Here is an 18,890-nt window from a genome sequence, read left to right as displayed (position 1 = left end):
GATACTACTTCCTTCTTTATGCTTTCTTTTATTCAACTTATTAGTAATACATAATTTACTATAATTATAAGCCAAATGCAACTACATTATTCAAGAAAACCAACCTTTAACAGTAGATGCAACACTGTCCCAAACATCTCCAAAGAATCCACCAACACCACGCATAGATAAAACGAACCAGTTCGCTTTTTCAACCGATTCAGAAGCGATGACATCAACTCTTGTTTGGTTAGCATTTAAAAATTCAATCGCATTACCATCTTTATCTTCAACCGTTAAATAACCAACAACATCACCTTTTTTTACAGGAGCTGTTAATTGACCTTGATCATTTAATAAATCTTCATTAATCACAAGCTTTGGTTGATAATTCTCTTCTTCACCATTTTTAACAGTTAATGTAATGGCCTCTTTTGATTCAATCGCTACTGCATTTTCTTTCCCTTTTTCAACGGCAAGTTTTTCTTTATCTTTCACTTGATAGCCAGCAGGAACGATCTCTTTTTTATCAAAATTAGAGAACGCGTAATCAAACATTTTCTTTGTTTCGTCGAATCTAGCTTGATTATAACCAGAATCGCCGCCACCTTTAGCATTCATAACAACTGTTACATATCTTTTTCCATCACGTTCAGCTGTTCCTGTAAAAGAAGAACCTGCAAAATCAGTTGTCCCTGTCTTTAACCCATCTACACCTTCATAGCCGTAGACCAGTTCAGGTAACATCCAGTTCCAATTTTCCATATCAATTTTATCTTCAGTGCCTTCTCTAAATGTTTTTCTAGGAATGCTTGCTGTTTCTAAAACTTGAGGAAAATCCGTGAGGAGCGTTGTCGCTAGTTTAGCTGTTGCTCTAGCAGACATCACATTTTCTTCATCTTCATTACCTGTCGAATGGTAACCTTTTAAATCCTTGTTATTTAAACCAGAAGAATTGACGAATTTATAATCTTCTAACCCTAATTCCTCTGCTTTTTCATTCATCATTTGCACAAAGTTCTTTTCAGATCCAGCAATTGTCTCAGCAATGGCAATTGTTGCTCCATTTGCGGAATAAATAGTCATTGCTTCAAATAATTCCTTAATGCTGTATGTCCCATCTCTTCTAAGAGGAACATTCGAAAGCGCTGTGTCATGAGACACTTTCCAAACGTACTCACTTACAGCATACTCTTGATCCCATGATACTCGACCTTCATCAATAGCTTCTAATAAAAGATACTCGGTCATCATTTTTGACATACTTGCAATACCAAGCACCTTATCAATGTTTTTCCCGTATAAAACTCTACCTGTTTCTGCATCTACTAGAATAGCTGCATCTGCATTAATATTAAGTATATCTTCTTTTGCACTTGCTTTATGTACATTTGGAAGAATGCCTAACACCATAATCAACACCAAGAAACTTGCAACAACTTTACGATATCCTTTTCTTCTCAATTCCAAAGCCCTCCAACTTTTTTTTCAGCTTTTGTTATTTTATCATAAGATGTCCTTCATGGATACAAACAACCTTTTCCTAATCTTGGCGTTTTCATGAACATCCCTTTTCTTTCTCTATTCCTTAGGTCAATCCGCCTGAGAAAACATTGTGCGTTTTGCTAACAATGACGAAAGTCTGATATCTTTCCAGGCAAAAAAAAGTAAGAGGACCAGCCCTCTTACTTTTTAAAAAAAATTATAATGAATAATTTGGTGCTTCTTTCGTAATTTGGATATCATGTGGGTGACTTTCTTTAAGACCAGCACCTGTCATACGGATAAACTGTGCATTTTCTCTTAAGAATTCTAAATTTGCTGCCCCGCAGTAACCCATACCAGAGCGAACGCCACCAACTAACTGATAAATCGTATCTGCTAATGAACCTTTAAATGGAATACGTCCTTCAATGCCTTCTGGAACGAATTTCTTATTATCTTCTTGGAAGTAACGATCCTTTGATCCTTTTTCCATAGAAGTAACGGATCCCATTCCACGATAAACTTTAAATTGACGTCCTTGGAAAATTTCAGTTTCACCTGGACTTTCAGATACACCAGCTAACATACTTCCTAGCATAACTGCATGTCCACCAGAAGCTAATGCTTTCACGATATCTCCTGAATACTTAATCCCACCATCAGCGATAATCGCTTTACCATGTTTACGTGCTTCTGTTGCACAATCATATACCGCTGTAATTTGTGGCACGCCAACACCTGCTACCACACGAGTTGTACAAATAGATCCAGGTCCAATACCTACCTTTACAACATCAGCTCCAGCTTCAAACAATGCACGTGTACCTTCAGCAGTAGCTACATTACCTGCTACAACTGTCAGGTCAGGGTATTTGTCTTTAATTTCTTTTACTGTATTAATAACGCCCGCTGAGTGGCCGTGAGCCGTATCGACTACTACTACATCAACTTGAGCTTTAACAAGTAACTCTAATCTTTTCATTGTATCTTTTGTTATACCGATTGCTGCACCAGCAAGTAAACGACCTTGTGCATCTTTCGCTGAGTTAGGGAACTCAATGACTTTTTCAATATCTTTAATAGTAATAAGTCCTTTTAAAACACCATTATCATCAACAAGAGGTAATTTCTCAATTTTATACTTTTGCAGAATTTTTTCTGCTTCTTGTAGCGTTGTACCTACTGAAGCAGTTACTAAGTTTTCTTTCGTCATTACATCAGAGATCTTAATAGAGAAATCTTGAATGAAACGAAGGTCACGGTTTGTAATAATACCAACAAGTTTTTGTTCGTCAAGATTATTTACAATTGGAACACCTGATATACGATATTTGCCCATTAAATGTTCAGCATCATACACTTGTTGTTCGGGAGTAAGGAAAAACGGATCAGAAATAACGCCACTCTCAGAGCGTTTGACTTTATCAACTAAATCTGCCTGTTGCTCAATGGACATGTTTTTGTGAATAATACCTAATCCACCCTGGCGTGCCATTGCAATAGCCATTTCAGCTTCAGTTACTGTATCCATACCAGCACTGATAATTGGAACATTCAATTTTACCTTTTCAGACAGTCTCACCGACAAATCGACATCTTTCGGCAATACCTCAGATTTAGCAGGGACAAGTAGTACATCATCAAAAGTTAAACCTTCTTTTTCAAATTTAGTTTCCCACATTTTTTTGACCTCCTGAACATGAAAATATTATTAGTAGGTTATCAATTGGACAAAATACTGTCAAGGACACTGCTATAAGTTGGATTTTTCAGATTATTTGGAGGTTGTATATTTTGAAGCATTCTTACAACAATTGGCAATCATATTTACCCTTTTTTTCAACAGAAACAACCAAAGCATTTTTAGAAAAAAGTTATCAAAACGAAGGAATTGAACAAGCATCACAAAAGAGTTTTGAAAATACTTATCCGTTTATATATTACATTGAACACGGTAAGGTTTACTATGAACAAGCCGCCGCTGCCCCGTTAATCATTAAACCTATTCTTTATTTCTACGGCCTAGTTCATCTAATAAAAGCTTGTATTTTAACTATTGACCCTCTTTATCCAGATACGACCTCCGTACTGGCTCATGGTGTTTCGACAAGAAAAAAGAAAAAGCAGCAATACCTCTTTTTAAAAGATGAAGTGAAACTACAAAAGAGTGGCTTATTTCCATATATGGCAGAAAAAATGTTCCATATGAAACATCTAGAAGGGGATAAATTTTATATGGTTGATTTATTGAGACAAATCCCAGAGATGGAAATAATGTTTCAGTCTATCCAAAAAGAAAAAACATTTATTGATATAAAAAAAGAAAAAGATAACTTCTTTGTCCCAATAACCATTCTTAATCATTATCATATGACTGAATCGAGATTTTCTACTTTTCTTTCCGAAAAACTACAAGTGGATAAAAAGGATATTCTCTATACGAAGGAACATATAAAATTTCCTCAAAACAAAGAGATCAATCGATATTTCAAATATAATATTGTAAATAAAAATTATTCATTACCTATCGAAAGAAGTCCATTAAATGATTATCCAGAATTATTTTCCCATTACTTATTACTCTATAATTTAAGCATGATTGCAAGATATGAAACAGAATGGTGGAATGAATGCATTAAGTTAATGACAAATAATGATTATCCATTTATTCACCAGTTCCTCGATTTGACGGAACAGAAAAGCCCATTTCTCATTTATAATTTTCTTGAATCAAGAAAATTTCATTGCCAAGGAAATAAAAAGAGATGATAGAAGATTCACATTGGAAATAAAAAATCACAAAAAAGAGCACATACAAATGATGTGCTCTTTTATCTTGCCCGGCAACGTCCTACTCTCACAAGGGGACAGCCCCTAACTACCATCGGCGCTGAGAAGCTTAACTTCCGTGTTCGGTATGGGAACGGGTGTGACCTTCTCGCTATCGCCACCGGACTATGAAATTGTAAGGGAATCGTTCCCTCAAAACTAGGTAATGTTGAAGAAGATATTTATTGAGTAATCGCCTATGCGTTGCTGACGCGACTACTTACGTAGTGCTGTCTAGCTGCGGCGCCTAGGTGCTCGAGGTCATAAGCCAAATTTGTCATGAGGTTAAAGAACAACCTCCTGTCAAATTTGGCTTATGCTTGTCGCACCTGGGCAAGGCGCCTCCGCATTTCGAATTGGTTAAGTCCTCGATCGATTAGTATTAGTCAGCTACATGTGTCGCCACACTTCCACCTCTAACCTATCAACCTGATCATCTTTCAGGGATCTTACTAGCTTGCGCTATGGGAAATCTCATCTCGAGGGGGGCTTCATGCTTAGATGCTTTCAGCACTTATCCCTTCCGCACATAGCTACCCAGCGATGCCTTTGGCAAGACAACTGGTACACCAGCGGTGCGTCCATCCCGGTCCTCTCGTACTAAGGACAGCTCCTCTCAAATTTCCTGCGCCCACGACGGATAGGGACCGAACTGTCTCACGACGTTCTGAACCCAGCTCGCGTACCGCTTTAATGGGCGAACAGCCCAACCCTTGGGACCGACTACAGCCCCAGGATGCGATGAGCCGACATCGAGGTGCCAAACCTCCCCGTCGATGTGGACTCTTGGGGGAGATAAGCCTGTTATCCCCGGGGTAGCTTTTATCCGTTGAGCGATGGCCCTTCCATGCGGAACCACCGGATCACTAAGCCCGACTTTCGTCCCTGCTCGACTTGTAGGTCTCGCAGTCAAGCTCCCTTGTGCCTTTACACTCTACGAATGATTTCCAACCATTCTGAGGGAACCTTTGGGCGCCTCCGTTACTCTTTAGGAGGCGACCGCCCCAGTCAAACTGCCCACCTGACACTGTCTCCCATCCCGATAAGGGATGTGGGTTAGAATTTCAATACAGCCAGGGTAGTATCCCACCGACGCCTCCACCGAAGCTAGCGCTCCGGCTTCTAAGGCTCCTACCTATCCTGTACAAGCTGTACCAAAATTCAATATCAGGCTACAGTAAAGCTCCACGGGGTCTTTCCGTCCTGTCGCGGGTAACCTGCATCTTCACAGGTACTATAATTTCACCGAGTCTCTCGTTGAGACAGTGCCCAGATCGTTACGCCTTTCGTGCGGGTCGGAACTTACCCGACAAGGAATTTCGCTACCTTAGGACCGTTATAGTTACGGCCGCCGTTTACTGGGGCTTCGATTCAAAGCTTCGCGTGAGCTAACCTCTCCTCTTAACCTTCCAGCACCGGGCAGGCGTCAGCCCCTATACTTCGCCTTGCGGCTTCGCAGAGACCTGTGTTTTTGCTAAACAGTCGCCTGGGCCTATTCACTGCGGCTCATCAAGGCTTTAACACCCTAATGAGCACCCCTTCTCCCGAAGTTACGGGGTCATTTTGCCGAGTTCCTTAACGAGAGTTCTCTCGCTCACCTTAGGATTCTCTCCTCGCCTACCTGTGTCGGTTTGCGGTACGGGCACCTTATTCCTCGCTAGAGGCTTTTCTTGGCAGTGTGGAATCAAGAACTTCGGTACTAAATTTCCCTCGCTATCACAGCTCAAGGTATGTGACCATGGGATTTGCCTCATGGTCCCTCTAACTGCTTAGACGCACATCCAATAGTGCGCTTACCCTATCCTCCTGCGTCCCCCCATCACTCAAACAGAATACGGTGGTACAGGAATATCAACCTGTTGTCCATCGCCTACGCTTTTCAGCCTCGGCTTAGGTCCCGACTAACCCTGAGCGGACGAGCCTTCCTCAGGAAACCTTAGGCATTCGGTGGATGGGATTCTCACCCATCTTTCGCTACTCATACCGGCATTCTCACTTCTAAGCGCTCCACCAGTCCTTACGGTCTAGCTTCAACGCCCTTAGAACGCTCTCCTACCACTGAACATCAACGATGTTCAATCCACAGCTTCGGTGATACGTTTAGCCCCGGTACATTTTCGGCGCGGAGTCACTCGACCAGTGAGCTATTACGCACTCTTTAAATGGTGGCTGCTTCTAAGCCAACATCCTGGTTGTCTAAGCAACTCCACATCCTTTTCCACTTAACGTATACTTTGGGACCTTAGCTGGTGGTCTGGGCTGTTTCCCTCTTGACTACGGATCTTATCACTCGCAGTCTGACTCCCATGGATAAATCTTTGGCATTCGGAGTTTGTCTGAATTCGGTAACCCGATGAGGGCCCCTAGTCCAAACAGTGCTCTACCTCCAAGATTCTTACGCATGAGGCTAGCCCTAAAGCTATTTCGGAGAGAACCAGCTATCTCCAAGTTCGATTGGAATTTCTCCGCTACCCACACCTCATCCCCGCACTTTTCAACGTACGTGGGTTCGGGCCTCCATCCAGTGTTACCTGGACTTCACCCTGGACATGGGTAGATCACCTGGTTTCGGGTCTACGACCACATACTCATTCGCCCTATTCAGACTCGCTTTCGCTACGGCTCCGTCTGTCCAACTTAACCTCGCATGTAATCGTAACTCGCCGGTTCATTCTACAAAAGGCACGCTATCACCCATTAACGGGCTCTAACTACTTGTAGGCACACGGTTTCAGGATCTCTTTCACTCCCCTTCCGGGGTGCTTTTCACCTTTCCCTCACGGTACTGGTTCACTATCGGTCACTAGGGAGTATTTAGCCTTGGGAGATGGTCCTCCCTGCTTCCGACGGGATTTCTCGTGTCCCGCCGTACTCAGGATCCACTCTGGAGGGAACGAAGTTTCAACTACAGGGCTTTTACCTCCTATGGCGGGCCTTTCCAGACCTCTTCGTCTATCTCGTTCCTTTGTAACTCCGTATAGAATGTCCTACAACCCCAAGAGGCAAGCCTCTTGGTTTGGGCTAATCCCGTTTCGCTCGCCGCTACTCAGGGAATCGCGTTTGCTTTCTCTTCCTCCGGGTACTTAGATGTTTCAGTTCCCCGGGTCTGCCTTCCATACCCTATGTATTCAGGTATGGATCCTATCCCATAACGGATAGGGGGTTTCCCCATTCGGAAATCTCCGGATCAAAGCTTACTTACAGCTCCCCGAAGCATATCGGTGTTAGTCCCGTCCTTCATCGGCTCCTAGTGCCAAGGCATTCACCGTGCGCCCTTATTAACTTAACCATTGTTCGGCTTGCGATAAGCTACGCATTTCGGCGTCAGCTCACTCGTCAACATCCTCATGTGCACAAGACGCACACTCCGGTGTTTCCTAGCTCGCTTCCTTGAACTGCTTGCTTCTCACAACCCTCACGGTTGTATGTTTTTAAAAAAAGTTTAGTATCTCTACTCTATTATATAGAGAGAAAATAACTAAGGTGGCGATTACTCGGTAATCTTCTTCATTACATTATCTAGTTTTCAAAGAACAATTTGTTGGTGGAGCCTAGCGGGATCGAACCGCTGACCTCCTGCGTGCAAAGCAGGCGCTCTCCCAGCTGAGCTAAGGCCCCGTATTAAAGTTAAAATGGTGGGCCTAAATGGACTCGAACCATCGACCTCACGCTTATCAGGCGTGCGCTCTAACCAGCTGAGCTATAGGCCCACATAACTTCACGGTAAAGTATTTAATCATATCAAAGAGATTGCACTCTCAAAACTGAACGAACAGTCTAACATCAAGTTAATTCCGTATATTCCTTAGAAAGGAGGTGATCCAGCCGCACCTTCCGATACGGCTACCTTGTTACGACTTCACCCCAATCATCTGTCCCACCTTAGGCGGCTGGCTCCAAAAGGTTACCCCACCGACTTCGGGTGTTACAAACTCTCGTGGTGTGACGGGCGGTGTGTACAAGGCCCGGGAACGTATTCACCGCGGCATGCTGATCCGCGATTACTAGCGATTCCGGCTTCATGTAGGCGAGTTGCAGCCTACAATCCGAACTGAGAATGGTTTTATGGGATTGGCTAAACCTCGCGGTCTTGCAGCCCTTTGTACCATCCATTGTAGCACGTGTGTAGCCCAGGTCATAAGGGGCATGATGATTTGACGTCATCCCCACCTTCCTCCGGTTTGTCACCGGCAGTCACCTTAGAGTGCCCAACTAAATGCTGGCAACTAAGATCAAGGGTTGCGCTCGTTGCGGGACTTAACCCAACATCTCACGACACGAGCTGACGACAACCATGCACCACCTGTCACTCTGTCCCCCGAAGGGGAAAGTCCTATCTCTAGGATTGTCAGAGGATGTCAAGACCTGGTAAGGTTCTTCGCGTTGCTTCGAATTAAACCACATGCTCCACCGCTTGTGCGGGCCCCCGTCAATTCCTTTGAGTTTCAACCTTGCGGTCGTACTCCCCAGGCGGAGTGCTTAATGCGTTTGCTGCAGCACTAAAGGGCGGAAACCCTCTAACACTTAGCACTCATCGTTTACGGCGTGGACTACCAGGGTATCTAATCCTGTTTGCTCCCCACGCTTTCGCGCCTCAGCGTCAGTTACAGACCAGAAAGTCGCCTTCGCCACTGGTGTTCCTCCAAATCTCTACGCATTTCACCGCTACACTTGGAATTCCACTTTCCTCTTCTGCACTCAAGTTCCCCAGTTTCCAATGACCCTCCACGGTTGAGCCGTGGGCTTTCACATCAGACTTAAGGAACCGCCTGCGCGCGCTTTACGCCCAATAATTCCGGACAACGCTTGCCACCTACGTATTACCGCGGCTGCTGGCACGTAGTTAGCCGTGGCTTTCTGGTTAGGTACCGTCAAGGTACCGGCAGTTACTCCGATACTTGTTCTTCCCTAACAACAGAGTTTTACGATCCGAAAACCTTCATCACTCACGCGGCGTTGCTCCGTCAGACTTTCGTCCATTGCGGAAGATTCCCTACTGCTGCCTCCCGTAGGAGTCTGGGCCGTGTCTCAGTCCCAGTGTGGCCGATCACCCTCTCAGGTCGGCTACGCATCGTCGCCTTGGTGAGCCGTTACCTCACCAACTAGCTAATGCGCCGCGGGCCCATCTGTAAGTGATAGCAGAACCATCTTTCAATCTAATTATATGTATAAATAGATATTATCCGGTATTAGCCCCGGTTTCCCGGAGTTATCCCAGTCTTACAGGCAGGTTGCCCACGTGTTACTCACCCGTCCGCCGCTAATCTTTGGGAGCAAGCTCCCTCAGATCCGCTCGACTTGCATGTATTAGGCACGCCGCCAGCGTTCGTCCTGAGCCAGGATCAAACTCTCCAATAAAGTGTTTGATTAGCTCGTTTGCACCTGTGGTGCTTTGTTGCTGATAAATCAGCTTTTTTTAGAATTACGCTTGACGTTTTATGTTCGTTCAGTTTTCAAAGAACAATCTCGTTCGCTTCAGAAGCGACTTTATTAATATAACATATCGTGTCATCTGAGTCAACATCTTTTTTTGATGTCAATCAATCTTTCATGTCTTCCTCTTGCTGACTTGAATAAGTATATCAGCAGTAACCACTATTTGCAAGCATTATTCATCAATTATTTTTATAAAATAATTTATTGACCATTTCATTCATAGTTAACACCAAAAAATACTTCCATTGATACTCCTAAAAGAATCTATAAACCCCTATTAGTATAGTCTGTAGTAGTGTGCTAAAGGTAGTCATTAAAATTATCTCATCCTAATAAAAAAGCCGAACACAATTCAATTTTGAAACTTGAATTGTGTCGGCACTCATTTGATTTAAACGATTTGTTTATTCTCTTTCATCTTCACTGTCGATAGATCCTTCAGGCAATTCCTCTGCAGTTTCAAGTGGCTTTGCTCGCTCTTCTCCATCTTTTTCTTCTTCCTTTTCAACCTTTGCTACAGTAGAGACGAATTCATTCACACTTTCATCGATTCGAATAAGTCTTACACCTTGCGTGTTTCTTCCCATAGTTGAAATATCTTCTACTCCCATACGGATAATGACACCGCCAGTAGTAATCAACATGATGTCTTCCTCACCACGTACAGCTTTCATCGTAACGAGATCACCAGTTTTTTCAGTAATATTGGCCGTTTTAATTCCTTTACCACCACGACCCTGAATACGATAATCATCAGCTGGTGTTTGTTTACCATAACCTTTTTTCGTAACTACTAGAATGTTGTCCCCTTCTTCTAGAACTTCCATTCCAACCACTTCATCTTCTTCACTCAGAGTGATCCCTTTTACACCAGTAGCTGTACGTCCCATAGAACGGACCGCATCTTCAGGGAAACGAATAAGGAGACCATTTTTTGTACCGATGATAATTTCTTTATCTCCATTTGTAAGACGTACAGAGATTAATTCATCTTCTTCTTTTAAACCTAAAGCAATTAAACCGTTTGTACGGATATGAGCAAATGAAGATAACGGTGAACGTTTAGAAATGCCTCGTTTTGTTGTGAAGAACAAGAACCAATCATCCACAAAATCCTCTATCGGAATAACAGCATTAATCCATTCATCCTTTTCAATACCTAACAAGTTAATGATAGGAATCCCCTTCGCTGTTCTACTAAATTCAGGAATTTCATACCCTTTAGCTTGATACACTTTTCCTTTATTCGTAAAGAAAAGGAGATGATCATGCGTTGAGGTAGTCAATAGGTGTTCAACAAAATCATCTTCATTTGTTCCCATTCCTTGTATCCCTTTTCCACCTCGTTTTTGGGCACGATAAGTAGATACCGGTAATCGCTTAATATAGCCTTTATGTGTAAGTGTAATAACAATGTTCTCTTGAGGAATCAAATCTTCATCTTCTAGATGCTCAAGACCACCGGAAACAATTTCTGTACGGCGTTCATCATTAAAACGGTCTTTTAGTTCTGTAAGTTCTTCGCGAATAATGTCTAATACTTTTTCATCACTTGCTAAGATTGCTTTTAAATCTGCAATTAATTGAATAAGACTAGCATATTCTTCTTCGATTTTCTCACGCTCTAAACCAGTTAAACGCTGTAGACGCATATCCAAAATCGCTTGCGCTTGCTTCTCCGAAAGGTCAAATTGTGTCATTAAACCTTCTTTGGCAATATCTGTAGTTCTTGACGCTCTGATTAATTTAATGACTTCATCTAAATGATCTAAGGCAATTCGTAAACCTTCTAAAATATGCGCTCTTGCTTCCGCTTTCCGCAATTCGAATTCTGTTCTTCTTCTTATAACGACAACTTGATGGGCTAAATAATATTCTAAGCATTGTTTTAAATTCAATACTTTAGGTTGTCCATCCACTAAAGCAAGTAAATTAATACCGAAGCTTGTCTGTAGTGCCGTATGTTTATATAAATTATTTAAAAGCACATTTGCATTGGCATCTTTACGGACTTCAATAACAATTCGTAAACCATCTCTGTCAGATTCGTCACGTAAATCTGTAATACCATCAATCTTCTTATCACGTACAAGGTCAGCAATTTTTTCAATCAATCTTGCTTTATTCACTTGGTATGGGATTTCATTAACAATGATAACTTCTTTCCCATTTGATTTCTGTTCGATTTCAACCTTTGCTCTAAGAGTAATAGAGCCTCTTCCTGTTTCATAAGCTTTCCTAATTCCACTACGGCCTAAAATAAGTCCTGCAGTCGGAAAGTCTGGTCCAGGAATGATTTCCATTAACTCTGGAATCGTAATTTCCGGATTTCTACTTAATGTAAGTACACCATCAATGACTTCGCCTAATTGATGAGGAGGGATATTGGTAGCCATTCCTACAGCAATACCTGATGTACCATTTACAAGCAGATTAGGGAACCGAGCAGGAAGCACGACCGGTTCCTTTTCCTCTCCATCATAGTTGTCTTGATAATCGATGGTATCTTTATTAATATCTCTTAACAATTCCATTGATATTTTTGACATACGGGCCTCTGTATAACGCATGGCAGCAGCAGAGTCGCCATCAATTGATCCAAAGTTACCGTGTCCATCAACAAGCATATATCTATAGTTAAAGTCTTGTGCCATTCTTACCATTGTTTCATATACTGCTGAATCACCATGTGGGTGGTATTTCCCGATAACATCTCCAACAATACGGGCAGACTTTTTAAACGGTTTATCTGAGTGCATGCCAAGATCATGCATTGCATAAAGTATTCTTCTGTGCACAGGCTTTAGCCCGTCACGTACATCAGGTAGGGCTCGGGAAACGATAACACTCATTGCATAATCCAAGAATGACGTTCTCATTTCCTCACTTATATTAATTTCTTTAATTTGGGACTTAGGCGTATCAGCCATCTATAGGTACCTCCCTATCGCACAAAGCTTATTGCTTAGGCTACATTTTATTGACAATATCTATGTAAAAGCAGGATAGAACCAACTCTATCCTGACTTTCATTAAATATCTAAATTCTTCACATACTGCGCATTTTCTTCGATAAAGTTACGGCGTGGTTCTACTTTATCTCCCATAAGGATTTCAAACGTTTCATCTGCTTCAATCGCATCTTCTAAGCTTACTTGTAAGAGCGTACGCGTTTCCGGATTCATTGTCGTTTCCCATAATTGATCTGGGTTCATCTCACCTAAACCTTTGTAACGTTGGACATTTGGTTTCGGCGTAGCCGGAAGCTCTTTCATAATCTCGTCTAATTGGCGATCGTTATAAGCATATGAGATTTTCTTCCCTTGTTGAACTTTATACAAAGGTGGCTGCGCAATATATATATAGCCCGCATCTAAGATTTGTCTCATATAACGATAAAAGAATGTGAGTAATAGTGTTCGAATATGCGCCCCATCTACATCGGCATCTGTCATAATAACGATTTTATGATATCTTGCTTTCGTAATATCAAAGTCTTCACCGATTCCTGTTCCAGACGCAGTAATCATTGCTCGTACTTCATTATTAGATAATATTCGATCTAACCGTGCTTTTTCTACGTTTAGGATTTTTCCTCGAAGTGGTAGAATTGCTTGGAAATGCCTGTCTCGTCCTTGCTTAGCTGAACCACCCGCTGAATCACCCTCAACGATATATAGTTCCGAAATAGACGCATCTTTTGAAGAACAATCAGCAAGCTTACCAGGAAGACTAGAAACTTCTAAAGCACTCTTTCTTCTTGTTAGCTCTCTCGCCTTTTTAGCTGCTGCTCGAGCTCTTGAAGCCATCATACCTTTATCGACGATTTTCCTTGCAACAGATGGATTTTCCAATAAGAATTTTTCAAAGGCTTCCGAAAAAGCCGTATCTGTTGCCGCTCTTGCTTCTGAATTGCCTAATTTCGTCTTCGTTTGTCCTTCAAACTGAGGGTCAGGATGTTTAATTGAAACAATCGCTGTTAAACCTTCCCTGACGTCTTCACCTGTAAGGTTGGCATCATTATCTTTAAACACGCCATTCTTACGAGCATAATCATTAATCACCCTCGTCAGCGCTGTTTTAAATCCAGATTCATGTGTTCCACCTTCATACGTATGAATATTATTGGCGAAAGAATAGATATTACTTGTATAGCTATCGTTGTACTGCATTGATATTTCAACAGAAATACCATCTTTTTCGCCTTCAATATAAATCGGCTCTTCATGAAGTACTTCTTTATTTTTATTTAAATGCTCTACATAAGACCTAATACCACCTTCATAGTGGAATTCTTTGGTCTTATTCTCTTCACGTTCATCTGAAAGAGTAAGCTTTAATCCTTTATTTAAAAAAGCTAATTCGCGGACCCTCGTTGCTAATGTATCAAAATCATATTCTAATGTTTCAGTGAAAATCTCACCATCCGGCTTAAAAATTGTGGTTGTGCCAGTTACTTCTGATTCACCGATTACTTTTAAGTCTGCGCTCGGTACACCACGTTGATATTTCTGATAGTAGATTTGCCCGTCACGATGAACATAGACTTCTAACTGAGTAGAAAGAGCATTAACAACAGATGCACCAACACCATGAAGACCACCAGAAACTTTGTAGCCTCCGCCACCAAATTTTCCTCCGGCATGTAAAACAGTCATAATGACTTCTACAGCAGGTCTTCCCATTTTTTCTTGTATCCCAACAGGAATCCCCCGTCCATTATCAACGACCTTAATACTATTATCCTCGAGAATACTTATATTAATTTCATCACAATATCCAGCAAGTGCCTCGTCAATACTATTATCGACAATTTCCCATACTAAATGATGTAATCCTTTTCCACTCGTTGATCCGATATACATACCTGGACGTTTTCTAACTGCTTCAAGACCTTCTAATACTTGTATCTGGTTCTCATCATAGGATTGTTGCCCCATTGCTTCCTGATCCATTGACACATCGATCACCTACACTTTCCATTTTGCATATCATTCTTTTTCACTCTATTAGCTCATCATCGACATTAAACAATCAATTTCCTCGTCCTCTTTTTTAAAGTAGACGAAGCAAGAGGAGAGTAATATATATGATCGGTTGTAATCACAACTGATTTGTACACACCTTTAGCCAAATTGGTATAAGAAGCGTCATCACGCTGCAAAAACTCTTCTGCATTTATAGAAGAGCCGACACTTTCTTTATCAATAATGGCTACCAAATCTTTTGTACGTATTAATACATCCTCGCCAATATGAATATACAAGGCCTCACCTCATTGAATTTTTTTAAGGCTGCCCGCCTTCACTTCATACGCAGCTGCTTCTTTTAAAGTCTGATGATCTATTCCATCGACACTAGTGGTCGTTACAAATGTTTGTACTTTTCCTTGTATCGTATTAAGCAAATGCGATTGCCGGTAATCATCCAATTCCGATAGTACATCATCTAATAAAAGAATAGGGTATTCTCCAATTTCAGCGTGAATCAGTTCGATCTCAGCAAGTTTCACTGATAATGCTGTGGTTCTTTGTTGACCTTGAGAACCAAAAGTTTGCACATCTCGCCCATTCACTTGAAATAACAAATCATCTCTATGAGGGCCGAACAATGTAACGCCTCTTTCAATTTCTCTTGTTTTTGTTTTTTCATACTTTTCTAGGTATATATTCTTCATTTTCGACAAATCTTGTTCTTCTGATACATCAACAGAAGGCTTATACTGAATTTTTAACGTTTCAAGTCCCCTAGAAATACCTTCATGGATTGGCATTGCCCACTTTTCTAGCAAATAGATGAACTCGAATCTCTTAGCGATTATTTTAACAGCCATCTCAATAAATTGTTCAGTTAAAATATCAAGCATAGCCTGATCAGTCTGTTTACGTGACTGTAGCAACTTTAAATAATGATTTCGTTGTTGGAGTATTTTCTGAAACTGATTAATGTCATGAAGATAAACGGCGGATACTTGTCCAATTTCCATATCAATAAAACGACGCCTTACTTGAGGGCTCCCTTTTACTAAATGGAGATCTTCAGGCGCGAACATCACAACATTCATATTACCGACATATTGGCTAAGCTTTTGTTGTTCAATATGGTTACACTTTGCTTTTTTACCCTTTTTAGATATCACAAGCTGCATAGGTAGAGAACCATGTTTATTTACTACTCTACCTTCTATTTTAGCATACTCCTGATCCCAACGAATAAGATCTTTATCATTTGAGGTGCGATGAGACTTAGCCATGGCTAAAACATAAATAGATTCCATCACGTTTGTCTTACCTTGTGCATTCTCACCTAATATGACATTGACCTTATTATCAAACTGTACCGACAGTTCATTGTAATTGCGATAATCCTTTATTTGTAATTGCTCTATATACATAGGCGGTTACATCCTTAATTGTTCGAAATTGTAAATGTGCCATGATCAGGTATTTCGATTACATCGCCTGCTCTTAGCTTTCTCCCACGACGCTGATCTTGTTCCCCATTAACAAATACAACATATTCACCTAAAAACCATTTCGCCATTCCCCCTGACTGAATTAAATCAGCTACTTTGAGAAATTGCCCTAAAGTAATATATTCCGTTTCAATTTGTATTTTGTTCATCATTGCACTCTTTCTAGTTATTTGACATCGTACTTCTCTATTTTTTAGTATCTAATAGTTTATTTTACTAAATTATTGTGTGATACACAAAGTAAATCTTTTATTAAGTATTGAAGTCATTTATTGCGAAAATTCTGGAAGTAAATTCAAAACAGAATGAGTTAAATAAAAAAATCCGAACACACTCTTCCTTGAATGATTGTTCGGATTTCTATTTACCTAAAGCTTTAGTATGTTCTAACTGGCAAAATCAATTGCAAGATTGAATCATCATTAAGTGGTGTGATAATAAATGGTCTCATCGCACCCGTAAAGCTAATTTTTATTTCTGTACCCTCTAATGTTTTTAAAGCATCCATCATAAATTTCGCGCTAAACGAAATTTTAAGGTCTTCTCCTTCTTTCGAAATGCTCGGAAGCTCCTCGATAACTTTACCGATTTCTGGAGAATTAGATGAGATCTCAATGACTTGATCATCAACAGTAGAAAGTTTAACGACATTATTTTTACCTTCTCGTGCAAGTAAAGAAGCACGATCAATGGCTTGTAAAAATGCTTTCGTAGTAACAACGACATCCGTCTTACTTTCATTTGGAATCAATCGTGATGTATCTGGGTAATTTCCTTCTAGTAATCTAGAGAAGAATAATAAATTTTTCGCTTTAAATAAAACTTGGTTCTCTGTAATAACAATTTGAATTGTATCGTTGTGATCGTCGAGAATTTTGCTAAGTTCACTCAAACTTTTCCCAGGAATAACCACATTATAAGATGCTTCTGATGCTGTTTCGATCGTTGCTTTTCTCAATGCTAAGCGGTGGCTATCTGTTGCAATACAGGTTAAAGCACTTCCTTCAATCTGCCAGTTTACACCTGTCAAGATTGGGCGTGTTTCTGAGGTGGACACTGCGAAAACTGTCTGCCTAACCATTGCTTTTAGAAGGTCAGTCGGAATAGAAAAAACATTATCTTCTTCAATTTGCGGTAAATGAGGATATTCATCAGCATCAATACCGTTTAGATTGAATTGAGATTTACCAGAAGTAATAACTGTTTGTAAATGATTTTCTACTTGAATTTCTACTTGGTCTGTTGGCAATTTCTTTACGATTTCACTAAAGAACTTTGCTTGTAACACAATTGAACCTGGTTGTTCAATGTTAACTATGACCTCATCTTCTTCTGTTTTAGGAATAAATGACTCAATAGAAATATCAGAGTCACTACCTGTTAAAGCTACACCTTCGTCAGATGCAACAATTTTAATTCCAGTTAAAATGGGAATTGTTGTTCTACTAGTAACTGCCTTCATAACATCTTGAACGCTTTGAACTAAGCGATCTCTCTGAATCGTAAATCGCATGATTAACCTCCAATGTATATACATATATTTTTTATTTTAAAATAATAGAAGTATTAGTAGGGCTTGTTAACATGTGGATAACTAGAAAAATGAATGGAAACACAGCCTATCCACATGTGGACAGACTGTGCATAATCATTCGGTAGTTATTCACAATTATACTTTAAGTAATTCATTAATTTCTTTTAATTGCTGTTGAAATTGTGTGTCTGCATGAAGTAATTTAGAGATTTTTTCGTGGGCATGAATCACTGTTGTGTGATCTCGGCCCCCGAATTCCTCACCGATTTTCGGTAGAGAGAAATCGGTTAATTCTCTAGATAGGTACATAGCAATTTGCCTAGGAAAAGCAATAGACTTTGTCCGTTTTTTCGCACTAAAATCTTCTAATTTAACGTTATAATAGCCTCCGACAACCTTTTGAATCTCATGAATAGTAATAACTTTAGGTTTTGAACTCGGAATAATATCTTTTAATGCTTCTGCAGCTAAATCTGCATTAATATCTTTATTTATAAGTGATGAGTAGGCAACAACACGAATAAGTGCTCCTTCTAATTCACGAATATTAGAATCAATTTGATTGGCAATATATAACATGACTTCATTAGGAATGTCTAACCCTTCAGCTTTTGCCTTTTTACGTAAAATCGCAATTCTTGTTTCTAAATCTGGTGGGGTAATATCTGTAATCAGTCCCCATTCGAAACGAGAACGCAGGCGATCCTCAAGTGTCGGAATCTCTTTTGGAGGTCGGTCACTCGAGATGACAATCTGCTTTGATTCTTCATGTAATGTGTTAAACGTATGGAAAAATTCCTCTTGGGTTGATTCTTTTCCGGCAAGGAATTGAATATCATCTATTAATAGCACGTCTACTTTTCTATATTTATTGCGGAAATCAATGGTTTTATTATCTCTAATAGAGTTAATAAATTCATTGGTAAATTTCTCAGAAGATAAATAGACAACTTTCGCATTTGGATTATGATCCAATACATAGTGACCAATTGCATGCATTAAATGTGTTTTCCCTAAACCAACACCACCATAAATAAACAGTGGATTATAGGCCTTAGCAGGTGCTTCTGCTACTGCGAGTGAAGCAGCATGGGCAAATCGATTCCCAGAACCAATAACAAATGTATCAAAAGTATTTTTCGTATTTAACAT

At 40.4% G+C, this 18,890-nt stretch carries 10 protein-coding genes, 2 tRNA genes, 3 rRNA genes and 1 other annotated feature (1 of these 16 running past the window's edge); of the genes, 1 reads left to right on the top strand and 14 read right to left on the bottom strand.

The genetic code is table 11. The features are described 5' to 3' along the window. Positions 1-28 (bottom strand) — a binding site (T-box leader); it reaches 198 nt to the left of the window's first position. A 62-nt stretch (positions 29-90) separates the two neighbouring features. Beyond that, positions 91-1,392, bottom strand: a complete 1,302-nt coding sequence (locus tag MKX78_RS00075; RefSeq protein ID WP_307319499.1) for a D-alanyl-D-alanine carboxypeptidase family protein — start codon at positions 1,390-1,392, stop codon at positions 91-93. A gap of 289 nt (positions 1,393-1,681) precedes the next feature. After that, the gene (gene guaB, locus MKX78_RS00070; protein ID WP_095371321.1) at positions 1,682-3,145 is read right to left on the bottom strand and encodes an IMP dehydrogenase; all 1,464 of its coding nucleotides are present in this window, start codon (positions 3,143-3,145) and stop codon (positions 1,682-1,684) included. A gap of 113 nt (positions 3,146-3,258) precedes the next feature. On the opposite strand from guaB, the gene MKX78_RS00065 reads away from it, so the two are divergent. Further along, positions 3,259-4,233: a YaaC family protein gene (locus MKX78_RS00065; protein ID WP_341049278.1), complete on the top strand. Its 975-nt coding sequence runs from the start codon at positions 3,259-3,261 to the stop codon at positions 4,231-4,233. Between the two features lie 69 nt (positions 4,234-4,302). On the opposite strand, the gene rrf is transcribed toward MKX78_RS00065, so the two are convergent. The 12 genes from rrf to dnaA form a co-directional block, all read right to left on the bottom strand. Beyond that, positions 4,303-4,419: ribosomal RNA gene (gene rrf / locus MKX78_RS00060) — 5S ribosomal RNA — on the bottom strand. Between the two features lie 230 nt (positions 4,420-4,649). Next, positions 4,650-7,582, bottom strand: a 23S ribosomal RNA gene (locus MKX78_RS00055). A gap of 253 nt (positions 7,583-7,835) precedes the next feature. Then, a tRNA-Ala gene (locus tag MKX78_RS00050) sits at positions 7,836-7,911 on the bottom strand. Between the two features lie 15 nt (positions 7,912-7,926). Continuing rightward, a tRNA-Ile gene (locus MKX78_RS00045) sits at positions 7,927-8,003 on the bottom strand. 99 nt (positions 8,004-8,102) lie between these two features. Continuing rightward, a 16S ribosomal RNA gene (locus MKX78_RS00040) occupies positions 8,103-9,651 on the bottom strand. Together the 16S, 23S and 5S rRNA genes with 2 tRNA genes alongside form the textbook arrangement of a ribosomal RNA operon. 482 nt (positions 9,652-10,133) lie before the next feature. Then, on the bottom strand, positions 10,134-12,659 hold the full coding sequence (gene gyrA / locus MKX78_RS00035; protein WP_095371323.1) for a DNA gyrase subunit A: 2,526 nt from the start codon (positions 12,657-12,659) through the stop codon (positions 10,134-10,136). A gap of 102 nt (positions 12,660-12,761) precedes the next feature. Then, a complete protein-coding gene (gene gyrB, locus MKX78_RS00030; RefSeq protein ID WP_281203007.1) occupies positions 12,762-14,684 on the bottom strand; it encodes a DNA topoisomerase (ATP-hydrolyzing) subunit B in 1,923 nt (640 codons plus the stop codon). Between the two features lie 71 nt (positions 14,685-14,755). Continuing rightward, the gene (remB, locus tag MKX78_RS00025) at positions 14,756-14,995 is read right to left on the bottom strand and encodes an extracellular matrix regulator RemB (protein ID WP_341049274.1); all 240 of its coding nucleotides are present in this window, start codon (positions 14,993-14,995) and stop codon (positions 14,756-14,758) included. 9 nt (positions 14,996-15,004) lie between these two features. Then, positions 15,005-16,123 carry a DNA replication/repair protein RecF gene (recF, locus tag MKX78_RS00020; protein ID WP_095371326.1) on the bottom strand — a complete coding sequence of 373 codons (1,119 nt, stop codon included), beginning with the start codon at positions 16,121-16,123 and terminating at the stop codon, positions 15,005-15,007. A 14-nt stretch (positions 16,124-16,137) separates the two neighbouring features. Further along, positions 16,138-16,356, bottom strand: coding sequence for a S4 domain-containing protein YaaA (gene yaaA / locus MKX78_RS00015; protein WP_095371327.1), 219 nt, complete (start codon positions 16,354-16,356; stop codon positions 16,138-16,140). Between the two features lie 224 nt (positions 16,357-16,580). After that, positions 16,581-17,717, bottom strand: coding sequence for a DNA polymerase III subunit beta (gene dnaN / locus MKX78_RS00010; protein WP_328199670.1), 1,137 nt, complete (start codon positions 17,715-17,717; stop codon positions 16,581-16,583). Between the two features lie 156 nt (positions 17,718-17,873). Further along, the coding region (gene dnaA, locus MKX78_RS00005; protein WP_289432540.1) for a chromosomal replication initiator protein DnaA at positions 17,874-18,890 on the bottom strand (1,017 nt) is incomplete at its 5' end.

This window comes from Cytobacillus sp. FSL R5-0569 (genome assembly GCF_038007265.1).
Classification (GTDB): domain Bacteria; phylum Bacillota; class Bacilli; order Bacillales; family Cytobacillaceae; genus Cytobacillus; species Cytobacillus kochii.
The sequence above is the reverse complement of the archived record's forward strand: the minus strand, read 5'-3'. Positions and strand labels throughout refer to the sequence as shown.

What these genes read in the sequence shown, in the direction of transcription:
- MKX78_RS00075 (WP_307319499.1), bottom strand. Translation starts at nt 1,392, where the DNA reads ATGGTGTTAGGCATTCTTCCAAATGTACATAAAGCAAGTGCAAAAGAA.
- guaB (WP_095371321.1), bottom strand. Translation starts at nt 3,145, where the DNA reads ATGTGGGAAACTAAATTTGAAAAAGAAGGTTTAACTTTTGATGATGTA.
- gyrA (WP_095371323.1), bottom strand. Translation starts at nt 12,659, where the DNA reads ATGGCTGATACGCCTAAGTCCCAAATTAAAGAAATTAATATAAGTGAG.
- gyrB (WP_281203007.1), bottom strand. Translation starts at nt 14,684, where the DNA reads ATGGATCAGGAAGCAATGGGGCAACAATCCTATGATGAGAACCAGATA.
- recF (WP_095371326.1), bottom strand. Translation starts at nt 16,123, where the DNA reads ATGTATATAGAGCAATTACAAATAAAGGATTATCGCAATTACAATGAA.
- yaaA (WP_095371327.1), bottom strand. Translation starts at nt 16,356, where the DNA reads ATGATGAACAAAATACAAATTGAAACGGAATATATTACTTTAGGGCAA.
- dnaN (WP_328199670.1), bottom strand. Translation starts at nt 17,717, where the DNA reads ATGCGATTTACGATTCAGAGAGATCGCTTAGTTCAAAGCGTTCAAGAT.